The following is a 20,105-nucleotide window of genomic DNA, read 5'->3' as shown; positions in this document are numbered from 1 at the left end:
ATATCAGATATTCAGTGGAAATCGCGAGTTTCAAATGGCTGCACGATCCAGATATCGGAATCGAGATACTCGGCTGCAAAATCAGGCTTGAAAACCGACCCGGGCTTTACCCAAACCACCGCGGTTTTAAGCTCATCAATGCCGGGGCAATGTGTACGCAAATGCCCACACAAGGCCTGCAAAGTGTGCCCGGTGTCAGCAAGATCGTCGACCAAAAGCACCTTGCCACTTACTGGTGAAACAGACGCAATACTGGCTGAAAGACGCAACTCGCCCTGCGCGGTTCCATCTTCATCACGGTAAGAGGATGCAGCAATCACAGCCATGGGTTTACGCAGTGAACGGGACAAGCCGTCAGCCAGAAACAGACCCCCACGGGAAACACCCAAAATACAATCTGGGCGAAAGCCTGAATTTTGAACAGCGTTCACCACCTGATCAATCAGGTGGTGGTACTGCGCATAATCAATGTGCAGCTTGCCGCTCATTCTCGTGAGTGGCCGGCTTAAGCTTTGTAAGGGTGGCGCAACACGATGGTTTCGTCGCGGTCGGGGCCAGTAGAAATCATATCGACTGGTACACCACACACCGCTTCCATGCGCTTTAGGTAGACCTTTGCCTCTTCCGGCAAATCGTCAAACTTCTTCACGCCAAAGGTGGTGCCCTTCCAACCCGGGAAGGTTTCGAATATCGGCTTGCAACCTTCAACCTTGTCGCTGCCGAACGGCAGAATATCGGTTGTGGTGCCATCGGCCAATTCATAGCCCACACACATTTGAATGGTTTCCATGCCATCAAGCACATCAAGCTTGGTAATACACAGGCCAGAAACACCATTCAATTGAATGGTACGGCGCAAGGCTGCTGCATCGAACCAGCCGCAGCGACGCGGGCGACCTGTCACTGAACCAAATTCGTTGCCTTTTTTGGCCAGGTACATGCCTTTTTCGCAAAACAGCTCGGTGGGAAACGGACCTGAGCCCACACGCGTGGCGTAGGCCTTGGTAATACCCAACACATACTGCAAGCGCTGTGGACCCACCCCGGCGCCAGGAGAGGCTGCTCCGGCGATACAGTTGGAACTGGTTACGAACGGGAAAGTACCGTGATCGATGTCCAGCAATGCACCTTGCGCGCCCTCAAACAAGAGGTTTTGACCTTCGTCATTGGCCTTTTGCAGCAAGGTAGGTACATCAGCCACCATGTTCTTGATGCGGGGCGCCAGGGCCATCGCTTTGTCGAACACCACTTGGGCATCCACGGGCTCAGCGCCCAGGTACTGCGTCAGCACAAAGTTATGGTAGTGAAGCACTTCATCCAGCTTGGCCCGGAATTTTTCGGGATTGAACAAATCCTGAACGCGCAGGGCACGACGTGCAGCCTTGTCTTCATAAGCTGGGCCAATGCCGCGGCCGGTGGTGCCAATTTTCGCATCGCCACGCTTGGCTTCGCGGGCTTTGTCCAGCGCCACGTGGTGATCCAGAATCAAGGGACAGGTTTCGCTGATTTTCAGGCGACTTTCAACTGAAATGCCACCAGCTTGCAACTCATCAATCTCGCTTAACAAGGCCTCGGGTGACAGCACAACGCCGTTACCAATGTAAACCTGCACTTCTGGGCGCAAAATGCCGGAAGGAATCAGGCGCAAAATGGTTTTCTTGCCACCAATCACCAGCGTGTGGCCAGCATTGTGGCCACCCTGAAAACGGACAACGCCTTGGGCATGGTCTGTCAACCAGTCCACAACCTTACCCTTGCCTTCGTCACCCCACTGGGTACCAATCACAACCACGTTTCGAAAACTCATTTCCTATTTCTCCTGATTCATGCCAATCGGCACCACTTTCCACACGGCGTTGGCCTGTACAAGCTGCCGATCACATACAAACTCTTCTTCCTCTTGGGCGGTGTTGGGCAGCGACTGCAGCACCACCTCGCCCTGACTGCGCAATTCACGAATGACAGCCATCAAATCAGTGTCATACACCCAGGGCGCACGAATGGCGGTTTTGGGCTTGGAATGCACTGCCTGCAACGACACCAGTTCACGCAGATCCACTGAAAAACCAGTGGCTGGACGAGCACGGCCATACACCGCACCCACATCGTCATAACGACCACCACGCAAAATCGCGTTGGGACACCCTTCTACGTAAGCAGAAAAAATAAGGCCGCTGTGGTAATCAAAACTGGCCAAATCTGCCAGATCAAGAATTAACGCAGGCATGGCCGACACAGTTTCCTGCAAACGGGCAATCAGGGTGCGCAGTTCATTCAATACCGCACCCACTTTCGGGTTCCGTGGCAGCGTATCGGCAGCCCGATTCAATACACAATTGCCGCCACCCACCGAACCATACAGGTTAAGCAAAGCCAGCACATTGGCTTTACAAGTCGCGGACACGCCATTCAACAAAGCCTCTAGTGCCGGGCGATCTTTCTGAGCCAGGCAATCATGCAAACTGTGAATCAAGTTGTCGCTTAAACCTTCTCCATCCACCACTGCGGCCAATAAACCGGCGTGTGACAAGGCAAGGCGATAACCCTTCAACCCGGACAAATTCAGGGTATCAACAGCCAAATTCAATATTTCCAGGTCGGCCTCAATGCCGCCGCAACCATAGAGCTCAGCACCGCATTGAAGCGGCTCACGGGTGTTGTGCAAGCCCAAAGCCTGCGTGTGCAACACGGGCCCGCAGTAGCACAGGCGGGTAACGCCCTTGCGATTCAAAATATGAGCGTCGATACGGGCAACTTGCGGTGTTGTGTCGGCCCGCAAGCCCAACATGCGCCCACTGGCCTGGTCCAGCAACTTGAAAGTTTGCAGGTTCAGCGAGGCATCCGCATTGCCGAGCAAAGACTCGGTGTACTCCAGCATGGGAGGCATCACCAGCTCATAGCCGTATACGCGAAAACGGTCCAGCAAGGACCGACGCAATTCTTCAATACGCCGAGCCTCGGAAGGCAAAACATCGGCGACAGACTCTGGCAGAAGCCAAGCAGACATGACTATTCCAACTCTTAAACGAGTGTTTTAAAACAAAAAAAGCGTGATACCGATGAGAATCGCCACCAGCCCCACAAACCGTATTTGTCCTTCTGTGAGCGAGGCAATCTTGAGAAAGGTCTCTTTCCATTGTTTCGGAAAAAGAAAAGGCATGAAACCCTCGAGAATAAACACGAGGGCCAAAGCCAGCCAAAAGGTCTCGCTCATATCAGTTTTCCCTGAGCCAGACCTTTCAAGCGAAGGTGATTAACCCACGCAAGCGCACGAAAGCCCAAGTTACTGCGTTTTTTGCAAAAACTTGAAGAAATCGGACTGCGGATCAACCACCATTACATCAGACTTGGACGTCAAAGACTGCTTGTAGGCATCCAGGCTGCGGTAAAAGGAATAGAACTCGGGATTGCGACCAAAAGCGGCATTATAAATCGAACCGGCCTTTGCATCACCCTCCCCCTTGATTGTTTGTGCTTCTCTGTATGCTTCGGCCAAAATTACGACCACCTGGCGATCGGCATCGGCACGAATTTGCTCGGCTTCTGCAGCACCAGTCGCTCGCAGATCGTTGGCAACCCGCTTGCGTTCAGCTTCCATACGACGGAAAACAGATTCACTGACTTCCGGCAACAGATCGACCCGCTTTAAGCGCACGTCAACGATTTCCACACCAATCTCGGTGGCTTCGTCTTTCACTTTTTCCACCACGGTGTCCATCACGGTGGTGCGCTCACCAGAAACCATTTGAGGTACTGTGCGCTTGGTGATTTCCTCGTTCAAGGCCGACTTGACCACCTGCGACATGCGGCTTTGTGCCAAACGAGAATCTCCGCTCAAACGAACGAAGTACAAGCGGGGATCAACAATACGCCACTTGATGTAAGAGTCGATCAACAGATTTTTCTTTTCAGACGTAATAAAACGCTCTGGCTCTGGTGTATCAATGGTTTGAAGCCGTTTGTCGAGAAAAATCACGTTCTGGAAGGGGGCTGGCAGCTTGAAATACAAGCCAGGCTCCTGGCGCACTTCCTCGACCTGACCCAAAGCAAACACAATGGCGTACTGGCGCTGGTCTACAACATAAAGGCAGGTGTTGGCCACAAAAAAGCCAATCAGCGCAGCCGCTACAACAACAAATATTTTAGGCATGATTAGCGAGCTCCCCGGTCACGATTGCGCATGGCATCGCGAATACTAGTATCAAATCCATCGTTTGCACCGCGAGGTGCGGATGGACTGGTCTCAGCGGCCTTGGCTGCAGCTGCAGCAGATGCTGCGCTATTGCCTTCCGACCCTGATGCGCCAGTTTTTTCGATCAATTTATCCAAAGGCAGGTACAGCAACTGGCTGTTCCCCTTGGAGTCAACAATGACCTTCGTTACATTGGTGTAAATTTCTTGCATTGCATCAATGTACAGGCGGTCTTTTGTGACTTTGGGTGCTTTTTCGTACTCAGTCAGAATGGCTTTAAAGCGAGCTGAATCACCTTCGGATTGAGCAACCACGCGTGCACGGTAACCATCGGCCTCTTCCCGCAGACGGGCTGCATTGCCTCGCGCACGTGGAATGACATCGTTGGCATATGCTTCACCGTCGTTTTTCAAGCGCTCACGGTCTTGCCCGGCTTTCACTGCGTCGTCAAATGCCGCCTGAACCTGCTCTGGTGGTTGAACACCCTGAACGGTCACGCTAGAGACCAAAATACCCGTGCCGTACTTGTCGAGAATTTCCTGTATTACCTCGGCTGTATTCAGGGCAATTTGCTCTCGGCCCTCGTACAACACAAAGTCCATCTTGCTTCGGCCAACCACCTCGCGAATGGCTGTTTCAGCAGCCATTTTCACGGACTCATCCGGATCAATGGTGTTGAACAGATAATCGCCAGCATCCTTAAGGCGATACTGAACCGCGAACTGAATGTCGATAATGTTTTCGTCTTCAGTCAGCATCAGGGCTTCACGCAATACCTTGCTTTTCACGTCGTTGCGATACCCGACTTCAACAATGCGCACCTGAGAGGAGTTCACCACCTCATGCGACTGAATTGGATAGGGCAAACGCCATTGAAAACCGGGCATTGAGGTGTGGTGATATTTGCCGAACTGCAGCACCACGCCTTCGCGACCTTCTTGCACGATGTAAAAGCCGCTGGCTAGCCAAACGAGCACAGCAACCACAACAACGGCTGTGAACCCTTTGCCGGCATTTTCCATGCTGGGGCCACCGTTGCCGCCACCAACCGGGCCACGCGGGCCACCACCATTGCCACCCTTCTTGCCGAACAGGCGATTCAGCCTGCTGTTGAAGTCGCGCCACAGCTCATCCAGGTCAGGTGGGCCGTCTTGACGGCCTCCGGGACGGCGGTTGTCTTGATCTTGAGGCTTTGTGGGTTCATCGTTATTTTGATTACCCGATGAATTTCTGCCCCAATCCGGATCATTCATTGACATGCTTGTTCCTACTGCTGAAAAAATAATTGTTGACGTTCAGGCCCACTGCAATTGATCTGACTGCGTGTCTGCACCCCTGCTTTGAGCATAGAAGTTGGCTGCAAGTTCAGTCAAACATTCCCTCAATTCAGGAATGCCAAGCCCATAGCGTGCACTCACCGCCACGGACAAAATCTTACCATTGCCGTCGCGCTCGACTTCCACAGAACGCTCGCAGGCGTCTATTTTGTTCCAGATGATCACCTGCGGAACATCTCCTGCTTCGATCTCGTGCAACACTTTGTTGACTTCATCGATTTGACTGTGCCGAACCTGCGAACTCACATCGACAACATGCAGCAGCACATCGGCGTGTACTGCACTTTCAAGCGTCGCCTTGAACGCATCGACAAGAGAATGTGACAGATCGCGAATAAACCCGACGGTATCGGAAAGTGCCATGTCTATCTTGGGCGCCAGCCAAACGCGACGTGTGGTGGTGTCCAAAGTGGCAAAGAGCTGATCGGCGGCATAGGCTTTGTCGCTTGTAATTGAATTGAACAGCGTACTTTTTCCCGCATTGGTGTAGCCCACAATTGCGACCGTGAACTGCCCTCTGCGTTCACGCTGCCTGCGTTGGGTTTGGCGCTGCTTCTGCAGCTTTTCAAGACGGGTTTTCAACTGTTTGACCTTCACCCCGATCAGGCGACGGTCTGTTTCAAGTTGGGTTTCACCCGGCCCGCGCATGCCGATACCACCTTGCTGACCATACAAATTGGCGTTGCCGCGAACCAGTCGCGAAGCCATGTACTGCAGTTGGGCCAGTTCGACCTGCAACTTGCCTTCGAAACTGCGCGCGCGAATGGCAAAAATATCGAGAATCAGCCCGGTGCGGTCGATCACGCGACGCCCTAGGGCATTTTCAAGATTTCGTTGCTGGGCAGGACTCAAGCTGTGATTGAATATCACCAGCTCGACCTCTTCTGCATCGCAATGCGCAAGTATTTCCTGCACCTTGCCAGAGCCAATGAATGTTGCGGAGTCGGGGGAACGCCGTTTGGACACGAAAACGCCGATCACCTCTGCACCAGCAGAGGTGGCCAGTAGAGCCAGCTCATCGACACTTTCGCGGAACTCGTGTTGACCAAGGTCAAGTGCAACCAGGGAACTACGCGTCATTGCAAACCGCGGAAAAATTGGAAAGTGAAGATAAGTTTACTCCTTCACCTCGGGGGTGAATGTAACTGAACGGCCAGGCACAACCGTTGAAATTGCGTGCTTGTAGACCATTTGGGTTACCGTATTACGCAGCAAAACCACGTATTGATCAAAAGACTCGATTTGGCCCTGAAGCTTGATACCGTTGACCAGGTAAATGGACACGGGTACATGCTCTTTGCGCAGCAAATTGAGGAAGGGGTCTTGTAGTAATTGCCCTTTGTTACTCATAACAGCTCCAGACTGTGTTGATATTATTAAATGTCAGAGCTTTTGGCTCGTCACGCTTAGTTTACAGAAAGCACCTATGGGTGCCAAACGTAAGCTCTTCTTTTGTAGATATGGACACTCTTTTTTCACAATAAGTTCAAATCCAACGCCGAAGAGTGATTCCCGTTGACATCACCCACCTAGCAAGGCGCGAGTTCAAGCCATTGAGACAGGCGGGGCCGACGAATAAATTCTTCCTGAAACTCGGAAAGTCTCGCCGTAGATTGTGGCAATCGGGCTGCCCATTCCGCCGTCAAGGAAGGGTCGTACCACAATGCTTTTGCCACCACTTCTGCACTGATATTGGCCGGGTCGCAGATCAAGGCAAATCGATCATCACCCCTTACAATCGCCAAGAGTCCAATCACTCCATGGTCTATCAGCAAGCTCAGGATCTCGTCCAGTTGATCAGGTGGCACTTTGGCAAACACCCTCAACTCTTCCATGGTCATGCCGGGTTTTTCCTGTTGGCGCGATTTTTCCAGTTCAACCAACACGCTCAAACCTTGCAACCACCGTTCACCGGGGCGGTTGCTGGGGTTCCAGTAGCCGGTTCGGGCCACTGGCAACGCCGCCACGGTGCTAGCACCCAGCAGCACAATAATCCAGCTCACATAAATCCAAAGCAAAAAGATTGGAAACGCCGCCAAAGCGCCATATAAAGCGGTGTAACTTGGGAAATGCGTGATGTAGGCCGCGAAGGCCCGCTTTGAAATTTCAAACAGAATGGCTGCCAGCGCACCGCCCACCAAGGCATCTTTCCAATGTACGGCGCGATTGGGCACTGCGCGATAGATGAATGCAAACGCCAACACGGTCAGGGTAAGGGGTATCAGATTCAGCGCCGGGAACATACCACCAAGAACTGGATTGATGCCACTCATGGACTCGCCAATCAAGGCAGTCGATACGCTGATACTCAAAGCGATCAATACTGGCGCCAAAGACAGAACAGCCCAGTACAACAGCACTTTGTTGATAGTCGAGCGTTGACGCTTCACGTTCCAGATCTGATTGAACACCCGATCCACAGTGAACATGGTGGTCAATGCGGTAATAACCAAGAACACGATACCAATGGCAGTCAGCCCCTTCGCCTTGTCAGAAAACTGTGTGACATAGGTCAGAATGGTTTCTGACAAGGTTTCCGGAAAAAAACTCTCGATCAGATAACCCTGCAACGACGACTGCAAACGGTCAAACATTGGAAATGCAGTGAATATGGCCAATACCACAGTGGCCAGGGGTACCAGCGAAAGCACAGTGGTGAAGGTTAAGCTGGCCGCCACTTGGGGCAAACGTTGCTCGCTAATGCGCTGACTGACCAGGCGGGTAAATGCAATCCACCAGCGCAAATTCAGCGGGGACAATTCCACATCGGCCACACTGAATGCACGACGGGCACCCCGCATAAAACGGGCCCGGCGGGTTTGGCTTTCCTCAACGGGTTTGCCGACGGTTTTGAAACTCTTGGTCTCAGTTGTTTCGGAAGGTGCGGCTGAACTCATGCGCTTCGATACAATAGGGGTTCCAACAGCCCCCATGATAACCCTTAAGCATGATTGAAGTATTGGTCTTGTATTACACCCGCCACGGTACCACCGCACAATTGGCACGTGAAATTGCTTTGGGCGTCGATTCAGTCAAGGGCGTTTCAGCGCGGCTTCGCACAGTACCCGGGGTGTCTGCCAACAGCGAGTCCACAGAGCCAGACATCCCCGCGGATGGCCCACCTTACGCAGAACCGGCAGACTTGAAAGAATGCGCAGGCCTGGCACTTGGCTCCCCGACCCGGTTTGGCAATATGGCGGCCGCGATGAAGTATTTTATCGATGGCACAGTGGGAAACTGGCTTGCAGGTGACCTGATCAACAAACCGTTTTGCGTATTCACCAGCACCAGCAGTTTGCATGGCGGCCAGGAAACCACGTTAACCAGCATGGCCTTGCCCCTGATTCACCATGGCATGTTGTGGCTGGGTATTCCCTATTCCGAACAGGCCTTGCACGACACCACCACCGGCGGCACACCCTACGGCGTGACCCATTGGGCCGGGACAAAAGGACACAACCCACTTTCCGAACACGAAAAAGCACTGGCCAGGGCGCAAGGCGTGCGTTTGGCAAAAGCAGCACTGGCACTACAACACATGGATAAACCCTGATGAGCAGCACCCCCGACATGAATTCAACCCGCAGCAAAGCCTACTGGGCGACCGTAACCAGCCTGTTGGCCCTGATCGCCTTGTGCGTGGCCTGGGAACTGTTTATTGCGCCGATTCGCCCGGGTGGCAGCTGGCTGGTGCTGAAGGTATTGCCCTTGCTATTGGTGGTGCCCGGCATATTCAAACAACGCGTACGCACCTATCAGGCTACTTCTCTGTTGGTGTGGTTGTACTTTGCAGAAGGCGCAACACGGGCCAGTTCCGACCCCGCCCTTGCCTCTCAGTTAATGGCCGGGCTCGAGGTGTTTCTGACCATCGCACTTTTTGCCAGCGTCAGCGTGTTTGCGCGCACTTACAAAGTGCCAAAAACCAAGGTAGCCTGAAGGCATGAACGAATTTCTTGACCAGTTGCGCAAACAGGTGCCGGGCTTGACGGTCAAGACCGACACCACGGACATTGCCCACGCATGCACCGATTGGCGCAAACGCTACCAAACCACCGCACTGGCCCTGCTTGAACCCCTGAACGCTGCGCAGATTCAGGGCATTGTGAAGGTGTGCGACCAATTCGACGTCGCCATTTCCACCCAAGGCGGCAACACGGGGTTGGTGGGTGGCGCCGTACCCACAGCAGAGGGCGACGCATCAAAGCGCCCGCATGTGGTGCTTAAAACTGGTCGAATTCGCGAGGTGTTGAAGCTGGATGAAAGCAACCTGACACTGACCGCCAGCGCGGGCTACACCTTGTATGAAATTCAGGAATATGCAAGTGCCCACGGATTCCTGTTCCCCTTGAGTTTGGCCTCGGAAGGCACTTGCACCTTAGGTGGCAACTTGGCCAGCAACGCCGGTGGTGTGGCTGTGCTGCGCTATGGCAATACCCGAGAATTGTGCCTGGGTCTTGAATATGTGAATGCACAGGGCGAGTTGTGTGGTGACTTGCGAGGACTTCGCAAAAACAACACCGGCTACGACTTGCGCCATTTGTTGATTGGCTCAGAGGGCACACTGGGCATAGTGACCACGGCGTGCATGAAGGTGTACCCTGCCCCCAAAAGCCGTTGTGTGGCCTGGCTGAATGTGGACAACATTCAAGTTGCAGTCGATGCGCTGGGGTTTGTTCAAAGCCATCTGTTTGGCGAACTCAGCAGCTACGAGTGGATGAACGCCAATGCAATTGAGGTGGTTCAAACCCATTTTCCAGGCCGTGCACCCACTGGCCCGGGCGCGGAGGACCATGTACTGGCGGAATTTACCTCTTTGGGCCCCGAAACCGCATTGCGCGAGCAGGTCACCAAAACGCTGGAAGCCTTGCTCGAGGAACTCCCAGGCGTGCGCAACATTGCAATTGCGCAAAGCGGGCGGGAAATTGATACCTTTTGGGCCTTGAGAGAAAACATATCCGAAGCACAGGCCAAAGAGGGCTTGAACGTGAAACACGATGTGGCGTGTGCGGTGTCACAATTGCCTGTATTTCACGATATTGCATTAAATGAAATCGCAGAACATGGGGTTGATGTTCGGCCGGTGTTGTTTGGCCACCTTGGCGATGGCAACCTGCATTTCAACTTGTCTGCACCCAAAGGCAGTGACTCTGCGGAATTTCTGAAACAACACCAAAGTTTGTTAAACACCTTGGTGCATAACGCGATTTTGCAGTGCGGTGGCACCGTATCGGCCGAACACGGCATTGGTCAACTCAAGGCTGAACTGTTGCGGGACATTACCAGCAAAAGCAACTACGCGGCATTCAAAGCAATTAAACAGGCTTTGGATCCAAAGAATCTTCTGAACCCTGGCAAGTTGGTGTTGCTTTAGTGCCTACTCAAGCAGCATGCTTGAGCATTTTCGCCAAAGCGTCTTCAACCACCTGCCAATTGTTGGCTTTCAGCAAGGTTGAATCTGACAACACCTGGCGGTAAAGCCTGCCGCCCGGCTGCCCGTGAAACAAGCCCAGCCAGGATTTCGTAATATTCCGAATGCTCTCGCCTTTGCGCAATTCCTGGTCAGCGTAGGCGCGTAATTCATCAATCACGTTGAAACGAGTTCTTGTATCCGTGGGTTGGCCAATGACTTCATCAAACTGGGCCAGTAGCCAGGGATTGGAATACGCCTCTCGACCAATCATGCAGCCGTCTGCCCAATCCAAGTGGCTTTTGATAGCGTCCACGGTAGTGATTCCGCCATTCAAAATAATTTGAAGATGCGGAAAATGCTGCTTCAAGCGCTTTACAACCTCATAACGCAAGGGTGGAATGTCACGGTTTTCTTTTGGCGACAAACCCTTCAACACCGCATTGCGTGCATGCACAATGAAAGTGTTGCAACCGGCTTCACTCACCTTGCCGACAAATTCGTACAGCATGGTTTCGCTTTCATCGTAATCGAGCCCGATTCGATGCTTCACCGTTACGTCGATTGAGCAAGCATCCCGCATGGCTTTGACGCAGTCGGCTACCAAATCAGGCTCAGCCATCAGGCAGGCACCAAAAGACCCCTTTTGCACGCGCTCCGATGGACAGCCCACATTCAGGTTCAATTCGTCGTAACCCGCTTGTTCGATCCACTTTGCGCACGCTGCCAGATGTTCCGGGTCGCTACCTCCAATTTGAAAGGCGACAGGATGCTCTTCCTCGTTGAATGCCAAAAAACGATTGCGATCGCCGTACACCAAGGCACCTGTGGTGATCATCTCGGTATACAACCAGGTGTGCCGGCTAATGGCTCGATGGAACCTGCGGCAATGCCGGTCGGTCCAGTCGATCATTGGGGCAACAGAAAGTGTTCTGGGTTTGAAAGTCATGGTTTGAATTTTACAAATAAAAAGGGCGAGGCCAAAGCCACGCCCCCTTTAAGATTCAACCTTGCGGCTTACGCTGCGTCGCGGCTGGCGCGCTTGCGCTCGTGTTCCTTCAGGAAACGCTTGCGAATGCGAATATTCTTCGGCGTAATTTCCACCAATTCGTCTTCAGCAATAAATTCAACTGCGTATTCCAGATTCATTTGAATTGGAGGAACCAGGCGAACGGCTTCGTCAGTGCCCGATGAACGAACGTTGGTCAGCTGCTTGCCCTTGATGGGGTTTACAACCAGGTCGTTGTCACGGCTGTGAATACCAATCACCATGCCTTCGTACAAGGCTTCACCTGGTGACACAAACATGCGACCACGGTCTTGCAACTTCCACAAGGCGTAAGCAACTGCATCGCCATCGTCTTGAGAAATCAGCACGCCATTGTGACGCTCGGCAGAACCACCTTCGCGAATCGGTGCGTATTGATCAAATACGTGACTGATCAAGCCAGTACCGCGTGTCAGGGTCATGAAATCACCCTGGAAACCAATCAAACCACGTGCTGGAATTTTGTATTCCAGACGAACACGGCCTTTGCCATCGGGTGACATATCAAGCAAGTCACCTTTGCGGCGACCCAATTCTTCCATCACGCCACCCTGGTGTGAGTCTTCCACATCCACGGTCAACATTTCGTAGGGCTCGCACTTCACGCCGTCAACTTCCTTGAACACCACGCGTGGGCGTGACACGGCCAATTCATAGCCTTCACGACGCATGTTTTCCAGCAAGATGGTCAGGTGCAATTCACCACGGCCTGACACTTCAAATACGGTGTCGTCGTCGGTGTCTTTAACGCGCAGGGCCACGTTGGCTTTCAATTCACGCTGCAAACGGTCACGCAACTGGCGACTGGTTACAAACTTGCCTTCACGGCCAGCCAGTGGAGATGTGTTGACCATGAAGTTCATGGTCAATGTTGGCTCATCAATCGCTGGAATTTCCAGACCTTCTACTGCTTCAGGTGAGCAGATGGTGGTTCCAATGCCGATTTCCTCAATACCATTGATCAGGCAAATGTCGCCAGCTTGGGCTTCTTCTTCCTGAATACGCTCCAGACCACGGAACTTCAGCACCTGGTTGATTCGACCATTAAATGGAGTGCCGTCTGGACCGTTGATACAGGTTACCTGCTGGCCAACCCGCACCGTACCGCGCTTGATACGGCCAATACCGATCTTGCCCACGTAGCTGTTGTAATCGAGCGATGTGATCTGGAATTGCAGGGGACCATTGGGGTCATCATCACGCACAGGCACATACTTCAAAATGGCTTCAAACAAGGGGCGCATGGTGCCTTCGCGCACATCGGGTGTATCGCCAGCAAAACCGTTCAAACCAGAAGCATAAACAATCGGGAAGTCCAGCTGTTCATCGGTTGCACCCAACTTGTCGAACAAGTCAAAGGTTTGATCGATTACCCAGTCAATGCGGGCGCCAGGACGGTCTACTTTGTTCACTACCACGATGGGCTTCAAACCCAAGGCCAATGCCTTGCGGGTTACAAAACGTGTTTGTGGCATTGGGCCTTCTACGGCGTCTACCAACAACAAAACCGAATCAACCATCGACAACACGCGCTCCACTTCACCGCCAAAGTCGGCGTGTCCTGGGGTGTCAACGATGTTGATGTGGGTGCCTTCATATTCAACTGCGCAGTTCTTGGAAAGAATCGTGATACCACGTTCTTTTTCAATGTCGTTGCTGTCCATCACACGTTCTTCGAGCTTTTCGTTCTCGCGGAAGGTGCCAGACTGGCGAAGGAGTTGGTCAACCAGCGTGGTTTTGCCGTGGTCCACGTGGGCGATAATTGCAACGTTACGTAATGCGCGTGTCATAAATTTACCTGAATCAATCTGTCGGGTCGAAGCAAGGCGCCCTTCCCATCCGTTTCTAAAATGCCTGTTCCCATAAACAGGGAATTGCCTTTGAAGGCCGTATTGCTTACATCGGTGTTCACATCCTGCGCGGGGGCTTCTCCGTACACCCGCACTCGCCCTGGTTTGGCGTTGACCAAGTCCAGTGGCAACCGTTGCCCGTGCGAAAACCGCCGCGCAAACTCATTGTTCAATTCAACTTTCCCCAGGCTGCCCAAAAGCGAATCCACCGGGAAAAGCACAGCATCCAAAGCGTCAAAGGGGGTTTCCGATTCACCGAGCACTTTGAGTGCATCCAGGGTGTACGCGCGTTCCACTTTCAAGTCACCAATCGCGGTTCTCCGCAGTTCGGTGAGGTAGCCTGCCGTGCCCAATGCCTTGGCGATGTCTTCGCCCAGGGTGCGCACGTAGGTGCCTTTGCTGCAATTTACTTCCAGCTCAATGGTGCAACCAAGTTCACCATCTTGCTGATTGTGCTCGACTTTAATGACATCCAATTGATGGATCAAAAGGGTTCGAGCAGGTCTGTCCAATTCAATGCCTTCGCGAGCATACTCGTACAAAGGCTTGCCGTCTTTCTTTAATGCAGAAAACATCGGTGGCGTCTGTTGAATTTCCCCAACAAACTGCGCACACACCTGTTTTACCTCAATCTCGGTGATGCTTTCAAGCGCGCGGGTACTGACTTTCGTCAATTCACCCTCTGCATCGCCGGTGTTGCTTGAAAAACCCAGCCGCACTTTGGTTCGGTAGGATTTGCTTGCGTCGATCAAATCTGCCGCAAACTTGGTCGCCTCACCGAACATCAATGGTAACAAGCCGCTTGCCAATGGGTCCAGCGTACCTGTGTGGCCGGTTTTTTCAGCACGGTACAGGCGCTTGACGATTTGCAGGGCTTGATTGGACGAATAACCAGTCGATTTGTCGAACAACAACACACCAGACAAGGCACGTTTTTGCTTTTTAGTCACCGCCACCGTCGCCACCACCATCCGAATCCGTGGCACCACCACCCTCGCCTTTCAGCGCCCGGTCAATGATCTGGGACATTTCAGCCCCACGCTCTACCGATTGGTCGTGTTTGAAACGCAAGGTAGGCACAGTGTGAATGTGCAACTTTTTAAAAATCAAATTGCGCAAATAACCTGAGGAGTCATTCAATGCCTCTTCAGTGGTCTCCGCCGAACCAGTCAATACCGAGAAATACACGGTTGCATAGGCGTAGTCGGGTGTCAGTTCCACATCTGTGATTGTGACAAACCCAAGCCGTGGGTCTCTCAACTCACGGGGGATCAGCTCAGCCAGGTCTTTCTGGATTTGCTCGGCAACCCGAATTCCTCTGGCTGGTGCTTTTTTCTTGTGACGCATACTTTCCTTTTCAAACCCACGCAGCAATTACAGCTGCGTACGGGCCACTTCCTTCACTTCAAATGCTTCCAGAATGTCGCCAACCTGGATGTCGTCGTAGTTGTGCAGCTGCAAGCCACACTCAAAGTTCTGGCGCACTTCTTTGGCGTCGTCTTTGAAGCGCTTGAGCGAGGCCAGCTGGCCAGTCCACACCACCACGTTGTCACGCAGCAAGCGCACACCTGCACCACGACGAATCAAGCCGTCGGTCACCATACAACCTGCAACAGAACCCACTTTGGAGATCTTGTACACTTCGCGGATTTCAACGTTGCCGATGATTTCCTCTTTCTTGTCAGGCGTCAGCATGCCGGTCATCGCGGCTTTGATCTCGTCTACGGCATCGTAAATGATGTTGTAGTAGCGAATATCCACGCCGTTGTTCTCGGCTGTTTTACGGGCGCCTTGGTCAGCACGCACGTTAAAGCCGATGATCACCGCTTTGGAGGCCACCGCCAAGTTGACATCAGATTCACTGATACCACCCACAGCAGCGTGCACAACCTGCACTTTCACTTCGTCGGTAGACAACTTCTGCAAAGCATGTGACAAGGCTTCTTGTGAACCCTGTACATCGGCTTTCAGAATAACTGGCAGGTGTTTAACTTCGCCTTCAGCCATTTGTTCAAACATGTTCTCCAGCTTGGCGGCCTGTTGCTTGGCCAGCTTCACGTCGCGGAACTTGCCTTGACGGAACAAGGCAATTTCACGGGCTTTGCGCTCATCTGGCAACACAATTACTTCTTCACCAGCGGCCGGCACATCGCTCAAACCCTGAATTTCAACAGGAATTGAAGGACCAGCGGATTCAATTGAACGACCGTTTTCGTCCACCATGGCGCGTACGCGACCAAATGCAGAACCAGCCAACACCACATCGCCTTTCTTCAAGGTACCGCTTTGTACCAGCACGGTGGCCACTGGGCCACGGCCTTTGTCCAGGCGGGACTCAACAACCAGGCCTTTGGCTGGGGCTTCGATCTGAGCCTTCAGCTCGAGCACTTCCGCCTGCAGCAGCACTTGCTCCAGAAGGTCGTCAATGCCCAGGCCTGTTTTCGCAGACACAGGAACCATGGGCGAATCACCGCCGTATTCCTCTGGTACAACCGAGTGAGAAATCAATTCTTGCTTGACTCGCTCAGGATTTGCATCAGGCTTGTCAATCTTGTTGATCGCCACCACCAAAGGTACGTTGGCTGCCTTGGCATGGTGAATGGCTTCAATGGTTTGTGGCATCACGCCGTCATCGGCCGATACCACCAGAATAACGATGTCGGTTGCCTTGGCACCGCGTGCACGCATGGCAGTAAACGCCTCGTGACCCGGGGTATCCAGGAAGGTGATCATGCCGCGTTCGGTTTCTACGTGGTAAGCACCAATGTGCTGTGTAATGCCACCGGCTTCGCCAGACGCCACTTTTGCGCTACGAATGTAATCAAGCAGCGATGTTTTACCGTGGTCAACGTGACCCATCACGGTAACCACCGGTGCGCGAGCCACTGACGGCGCTTCAGAATGCGCCACACCAGCTTGTTCGATCATGGCTTCTGGATCATCGAGCTTGGCAGCAATTGCCTTGTGGCCCAATTCCTCGGTCACAATCATGGCCGTGTCTTGATCGAGCACCTGGTTAATGGTGACCATTTGGCCCATTTTCATCAGGCACTTGATCACCTCTGCGGCCTTCACGGACATTTTGTGCGCAAGTTCAGCCACCGTGATGGTTTCCGGCACATGAACGTCACGGATCACTGGTTCGGTGGGTTGATTGAAGTTGCTTTGTTCCTGGTTGTGGCGACTGTTTTTGCCCTTCGGGCCTTTCCAGCCACCCGCACCAGTGCGGCCAACTCCAGTTTCGCCTCGGGTTTTCAAACCACCACGACGGCGGCCCGGCTCTTCCTTGGCACCCGGTGCGCGAACACCTTTGCGAGCACGCCCTGCAGAGTCATCCTCTGCAGCAGTGGCCAACTTCTCAGGCTTTTTAATGGTTGCCGCAGCCTTGGGAGGCTCAACAGGCTCTTCAGCCTTCATGACCTTGGCGGGCTGGGACATCATGCGGTTAATTGCTGCAACTTCAGCTTCCGCGGCCTTGCGAGCGCGTTCTTGGTTCGCACTGGCCTTGGCCGCATCTTCGGCTGCTTTCTTGGCTTTTTGCTCTGCTTTCAGCGCATCGGCTGCGCGTTGTTCGCGGGCCTTGGCTTCCTCGGCACGCGCTGCCTGGGCTGCTTCGTCTTTGGTATCAGTTTCTTCTTCGGCTTTGGCAGGTTTGGCGTTTTCAGCCTTGGCCTGTTCAACCGCTTCATGGGCAAGGCGCTCTTCTTCGGCGCGCTGGCGTGCTTCTTCCTGAAGCTTCAGTTCGCGCTCACGCTCTTGCTCAAGCTTGGCTTGTTTTTCTTTCAGCTCCGCTTCCTGACGCGCTTTCAATTCAGCCTGGCGTTGTGTTTCAGCATCACGGCGGGCCTGTTCAGCCGGATCCAGTTGAGCTTCCATAACGGGCTCGCTTTCACCTGCTTTTTCAGCGCGCTGCACGAATACGCGCTTTTTACGCACTTCAACCTGAACTGTGCGTGCACGGCCACCAGGGCCTGCTTGCTTGATTTCACTGGTCTGCTTGCGGGTGAGGGTAATTTTCTTTTGACCGCTTTCAGATCCGTGCGCCTTTCTCAGGCTTTCCAAAAGCTTTCCCTTGTCCGCTTCAGTAACTGCATCTGCCTCAGAAGTTTTGCTTACGCCAGCAGACTTCAGCTGCTCCAAAAGAACATCGGCGGGCATTTTCAACTCTGCTGCAAACTGTGCGACTGTGGTACTGGTCATCTACTATTCCTTCAAATTCCCTTACTGACCGGACCGAGTGGCCCGATTCGACTCTACTCAATACGGTTTGGATTACTCAAACCAGTGTGCGCGCGCTTTCATAATGATGTCGCGAGCACGGTCTTCTTCAATTCCTGCAATTTCAACCAATTCATCGACGGCCAACTCGGCCAAACCTTCGCGGTCTGAAATATCAGCAGCAGCCAGCTTGCCAACCAAGTCGCCATCAACGCCTTCGATGGACATCAGGTCGCCTGCACCTTCTACTATTTCCTCGCGCGCAATGGCCTCGGTCAACAAAGCATTGCGGGCGCGGGTGCGAAGTGCTTCGACAGTATCGGCGTCAAATGCTTCAATTTCCTGCATTTCAGCGATTGGCACGTAGGCTACTTCTTCAAGGCCTGTGAAACCTTCCTCGATCAGAATGTTGGCCACTTCTTCGTCCACATCCAGCTTGCTGGTGAACAACTCACGCAACTTGCCGATTTCTTCTTCGGAACGCTTGGCCGATTCTTCGGGGGTCATGATATTGATTTGCCAACCGGTGAGATCAGAGGCCAAACGCACGTTTTGACCGCTGCGGCCGATGGCTTGCGCCAGCTCGGCTTCGTCAACCACCACTTCCATCACGTGCTGGTCTTCATCAACAACAATAGATTGAACGGTTGCTGGCGACAAAGCACCAATCACAAACTGGGCTGGGTCTTCGGACCACAATACGATGTCTACGCGTTCACCGCCCAACTCTTGGGTAACAGCCTGAACACGAGAGCCACGAACACCCACGCAAGTACCGATGGGGTCGATGCGACGGTCATGGGCCAATACTGCAATTTTGGCTCGCATGCCGGGGTCGCGTGCAGCACCTTTAATTTCCAGGTGACCTTGCTCGATTTCCGGGACTTCCATGGCGAACAATGCTTTGATGAACTCAGGTGATGTGCGCGACAAAATAACTTGTTGACCGCGCGCCAAGCGATCTACCTTCCAGAGGTAGGCACGTACACGGTCGCCTGGACGCAGGCTTTCACGGGGAATCATTTGATCGCGCGGCAAACGGGCTTCGATACGACCGCTTTCAACGATGGCATCGCCGCGTTCCATGCGCTTGACCTGACCAATGACAATTTTGTCGCCACGATCAAGGAAGTCTTGCAGGATTTGCTCACGCTCAGCGTCGCGAACGCGCTGCAGAATTACCTGCTTGGCGGCTTGGGCGCCAATTCGACCAAATTCAACGGGCTCAAGTTCTTCTTCGATGAAGTCGCCCATTTCGGCTTCTTCGTCATGCTTCAAGGCTTGGTCTAACACCATTTGATAGGCGGGGTCGTAGAAGTCTTCTTCTGTGACCACTTCCCAGCGACGGAAAGTGTCGTAGTCGCCTGTGTCGCGATCGATGGACACGCGAACATCCACTTCTTCATCGAAGCGCTTCTTGGTTGCGGAAGCCAATGCCAATTCGAGCGCACCAAAGACGATGTCTTTGTCCACATTTTTTTCGCGCGCCAACGCATCAACTAATAAAAGCAACTCACGGCTCATTCCAGGGCTCCTAAAACTTTAGATGGGGGACCAGACGGGCACCCGCCAAATCAGTTATTTCAAAATCAAGCAAGTACGGCTCGGCATTTTTTCCGTCGGGAGTGACCAACACTCCCCAGGTTTGCTCTTTGCCTTTTTGCAATACGCCTTTGAACTGTTTTTGATTGTTGATGGCCCGCTTAAACTTCAGGGACACCTCTTGATCCAAAAACCGTTCGAAATCTTTTTTGCGACGTAACACGCGATCCACGCCCGGCGAGGAGATCTCGAGCCGCTCGTAGTTGACATTTTCGACGGTAAACAGGTGGGTGAGTTGGTGACTGACTTTTTCGCAGTCTTCAACAGTGACACCTGCTGGCGAATCAATCATGATACGCAACAGGCCATTGCCCTCACGCTCGATATCCGCAACCTCTAAACCCAGCGAGACAATCACGGCGTCGGCTTCCGTTACCCAGGACTCTGACCACACGCCAGACCATGAATTGCCAACAAACTCTTCAGGATTGATCACTTCGCTTCTTCGCCT

19 protein-coding genes are annotated in these 20,105 nt (G+C 53.0%); 3 read left to right on the top strand and 16 right to left on the bottom strand.

The features are described from left to right. Positions 1 to 11: 11 nt before the first annotated feature. The 9 genes from ACVL1J_RS03515 to ACVL1J_RS03475 all read right to left on the bottom strand — a co-directional run bounded on the left by ACVL1J_RS03515 (position 12) and on the right by ACVL1J_RS03475 (position 8,426). A complete protein-coding gene (locus ACVL1J_RS03515; protein ID WP_159568732.1) occupies positions 12 to 488 on the bottom strand; it encodes a phosphoribosyltransferase in 477 nt (158 codons plus the stop codon). Between the two features lie 17 nt (positions 489 to 505). Continuing rightward, positions 506 to 1,807 carry an adenylosuccinate synthase gene (locus ACVL1J_RS03510; RefSeq protein ID WP_341237673.1) on the bottom strand — a complete coding sequence of 434 codons (1,302 nt, stop codon included), beginning with the start codon at positions 1,805 to 1,807 and terminating at the stop codon, positions 506 to 508. A 3-nt stretch (positions 1,808 to 1,810) separates the two neighbouring features. After that, positions 1,811 to 3,007, bottom strand: a complete 1,197-nt coding sequence (locus ACVL1J_RS03505; RefSeq protein ID WP_341237672.1) for an ATP phosphoribosyltransferase regulatory subunit — start codon at positions 3,005 to 3,007, stop codon at positions 1,811 to 1,813. Positions 3,008 to 3,034: 27 nt separating this feature from the next. After that, the gene (locus ACVL1J_RS03500) at positions 3,035 to 3,214 is read right to left on the bottom strand and encodes a DUF2065 domain-containing protein (RefSeq protein ID WP_008248713.1); all 180 of its coding nucleotides are present in this window, start codon (positions 3,212 to 3,214) and stop codon (positions 3,035 to 3,037) included. A 69-nt stretch (positions 3,215 to 3,283) separates the two neighbouring features. Further along, entirely contained in the window at positions 3,284 to 4,150 is an 867-nt protein-coding gene (gene hflC / locus ACVL1J_RS03495; RefSeq protein ID WP_341237671.1) for a protease modulator HflC, read from the bottom strand. A gap of 2 nt (positions 4,151 to 4,152) precedes the next feature. Next, a complete protein-coding gene (gene hflK, locus ACVL1J_RS03490) occupies positions 4,153 to 5,451 on the bottom strand; it encodes an FtsH protease activity modulator HflK (RefSeq protein ID WP_159568735.1) in 1,299 nt (432 codons plus the stop codon). Positions 5,452 to 5,487: 36 nt separating this feature from the next. Next, the gene (gene hflX, locus ACVL1J_RS03485) at positions 5,488 to 6,609 is read right to left on the bottom strand and encodes a GTPase HflX (RefSeq protein WP_341237670.1); all 1,122 of its coding nucleotides are present in this window, start codon (positions 6,607 to 6,609) and stop codon (positions 5,488 to 5,490) included. Between the two features lie 36 nt (positions 6,610 to 6,645). After that, positions 6,646 to 6,879, bottom strand: a complete 234-nt coding sequence (hfq, locus tag ACVL1J_RS03480) for an RNA chaperone Hfq (RefSeq protein WP_008248719.1) — start codon at positions 6,877 to 6,879, stop codon at positions 6,646 to 6,648. 179 nt (positions 6,880 to 7,058) lie between these two features. Next, a complete protein-coding gene (locus ACVL1J_RS03475; RefSeq protein WP_159568737.1) occupies positions 7,059 to 8,426 on the bottom strand; it encodes a YihY family inner membrane protein in 1,368 nt (455 codons plus the stop codon). 50 nt (positions 8,427 to 8,476) lie between these two features. Here ACVL1J_RS03475 and wrbA point away from each other — a divergent pair, with 50 nt between their 5' ends. The 3 genes from wrbA to ACVL1J_RS03460 are packed head-to-tail and all read left to right on the top strand — an operon-like array spanning position 8,477 to position 10,900. Continuing rightward, entirely contained in the window at positions 8,477 to 9,082 is a 606-nt protein-coding gene (gene wrbA / locus ACVL1J_RS03470; protein ID WP_159568738.1) for an NAD(P)H:quinone oxidoreductase, read from the top strand. After that, positions 9,082 to 9,465 carry a DUF2069 domain-containing protein gene (locus tag ACVL1J_RS03465; RefSeq protein WP_159568739.1) on the top strand — a complete coding sequence of 128 codons (384 nt, stop codon included), beginning with the start codon at positions 9,082 to 9,084 and terminating at the stop codon, positions 9,463 to 9,465. Before wrbA ends, ACVL1J_RS03465 begins: the two co-directional genes overlap by 1 nt. A gap of 4 nt (positions 9,466 to 9,469) precedes the next feature. After that, positions 9,470 to 10,900 (top strand): FAD-binding oxidoreductase, encoded by a 1,431-nt coding sequence (locus tag ACVL1J_RS03460; RefSeq protein ID WP_341237669.1) that lies wholly within the window; start codon positions 9,470 to 9,472, stop codon positions 10,898 to 10,900. A 7-nt stretch (positions 10,901 to 10,907) separates the two neighbouring features. Here the strand turns inward: ACVL1J_RS03460 and dusA are convergent, their stop codons facing one another. From dusA to rimP, 7 genes are all read right to left on the bottom strand, one after another. Next, a complete protein-coding gene (dusA, locus tag ACVL1J_RS03455) occupies positions 10,908 to 11,885 on the bottom strand; it encodes a tRNA dihydrouridine(20/20a) synthase DusA (protein WP_341237668.1) in 978 nt (325 codons plus the stop codon). A 68-nt stretch (positions 11,886 to 11,953) separates the two neighbouring features. Beyond that, positions 11,954 to 13,774, bottom strand: a complete 1,821-nt coding sequence (gene typA / locus ACVL1J_RS03450; protein WP_159568742.1) for a translational GTPase TypA — start codon at positions 13,772 to 13,774, stop codon at positions 11,954 to 11,956. Next, complete coding sequence (truB, locus tag ACVL1J_RS03445) at positions 13,771 to 14,805, bottom strand: tRNA pseudouridine(55) synthase TruB (protein WP_159569653.1); 1,035 nt, start codon at positions 14,803 to 14,805, stop codon at positions 13,771 to 13,773. Before truB ends, typA begins: the two co-directional genes overlap by 4 nt. After that, positions 14,777 to 15,181: a 30S ribosome-binding factor RbfA gene (gene rbfA, locus ACVL1J_RS03440; RefSeq protein WP_341237667.1), complete on the bottom strand. Its 405-nt coding sequence runs from the start codon at positions 15,179 to 15,181 to the stop codon at positions 14,777 to 14,779. The genes truB and rbfA overlap by 29 nt, the downstream gene beginning before the upstream one ends. Before the next feature lie 27 nt (positions 15,182 to 15,208). Then, a complete protein-coding gene (infB, locus tag ACVL1J_RS03435) occupies positions 15,209 to 18,034 on the bottom strand; it encodes a translation initiation factor IF-2 (RefSeq protein WP_159568744.1) in 2,826 nt (941 codons plus the stop codon). Between the two features lie 72 nt (positions 18,035 to 18,106). After that, positions 18,107 to 19,576 (bottom strand): transcription termination factor NusA, encoded by a 1,470-nt coding sequence (gene nusA, locus ACVL1J_RS03430; protein ID WP_341237666.1) that lies wholly within the window; start codon positions 19,574 to 19,576, stop codon positions 18,107 to 18,109. A 10-nt stretch (positions 19,577 to 19,586) separates the two neighbouring features. Continuing rightward, a complete protein-coding gene (gene rimP, locus ACVL1J_RS03425) occupies positions 19,587 to 20,090 on the bottom strand; it encodes a ribosome maturation factor RimP (RefSeq protein ID WP_236550802.1) in 504 nt (167 codons plus the stop codon). Positions 20,091 to 20,105 lie beyond the last annotated feature (15 nt).

Source organism: Limnobacter sp. G6BE5S (assembly GCF_058448965.1).
This window is presented reverse-complemented; position numbering and strand designations above follow the sequence as displayed.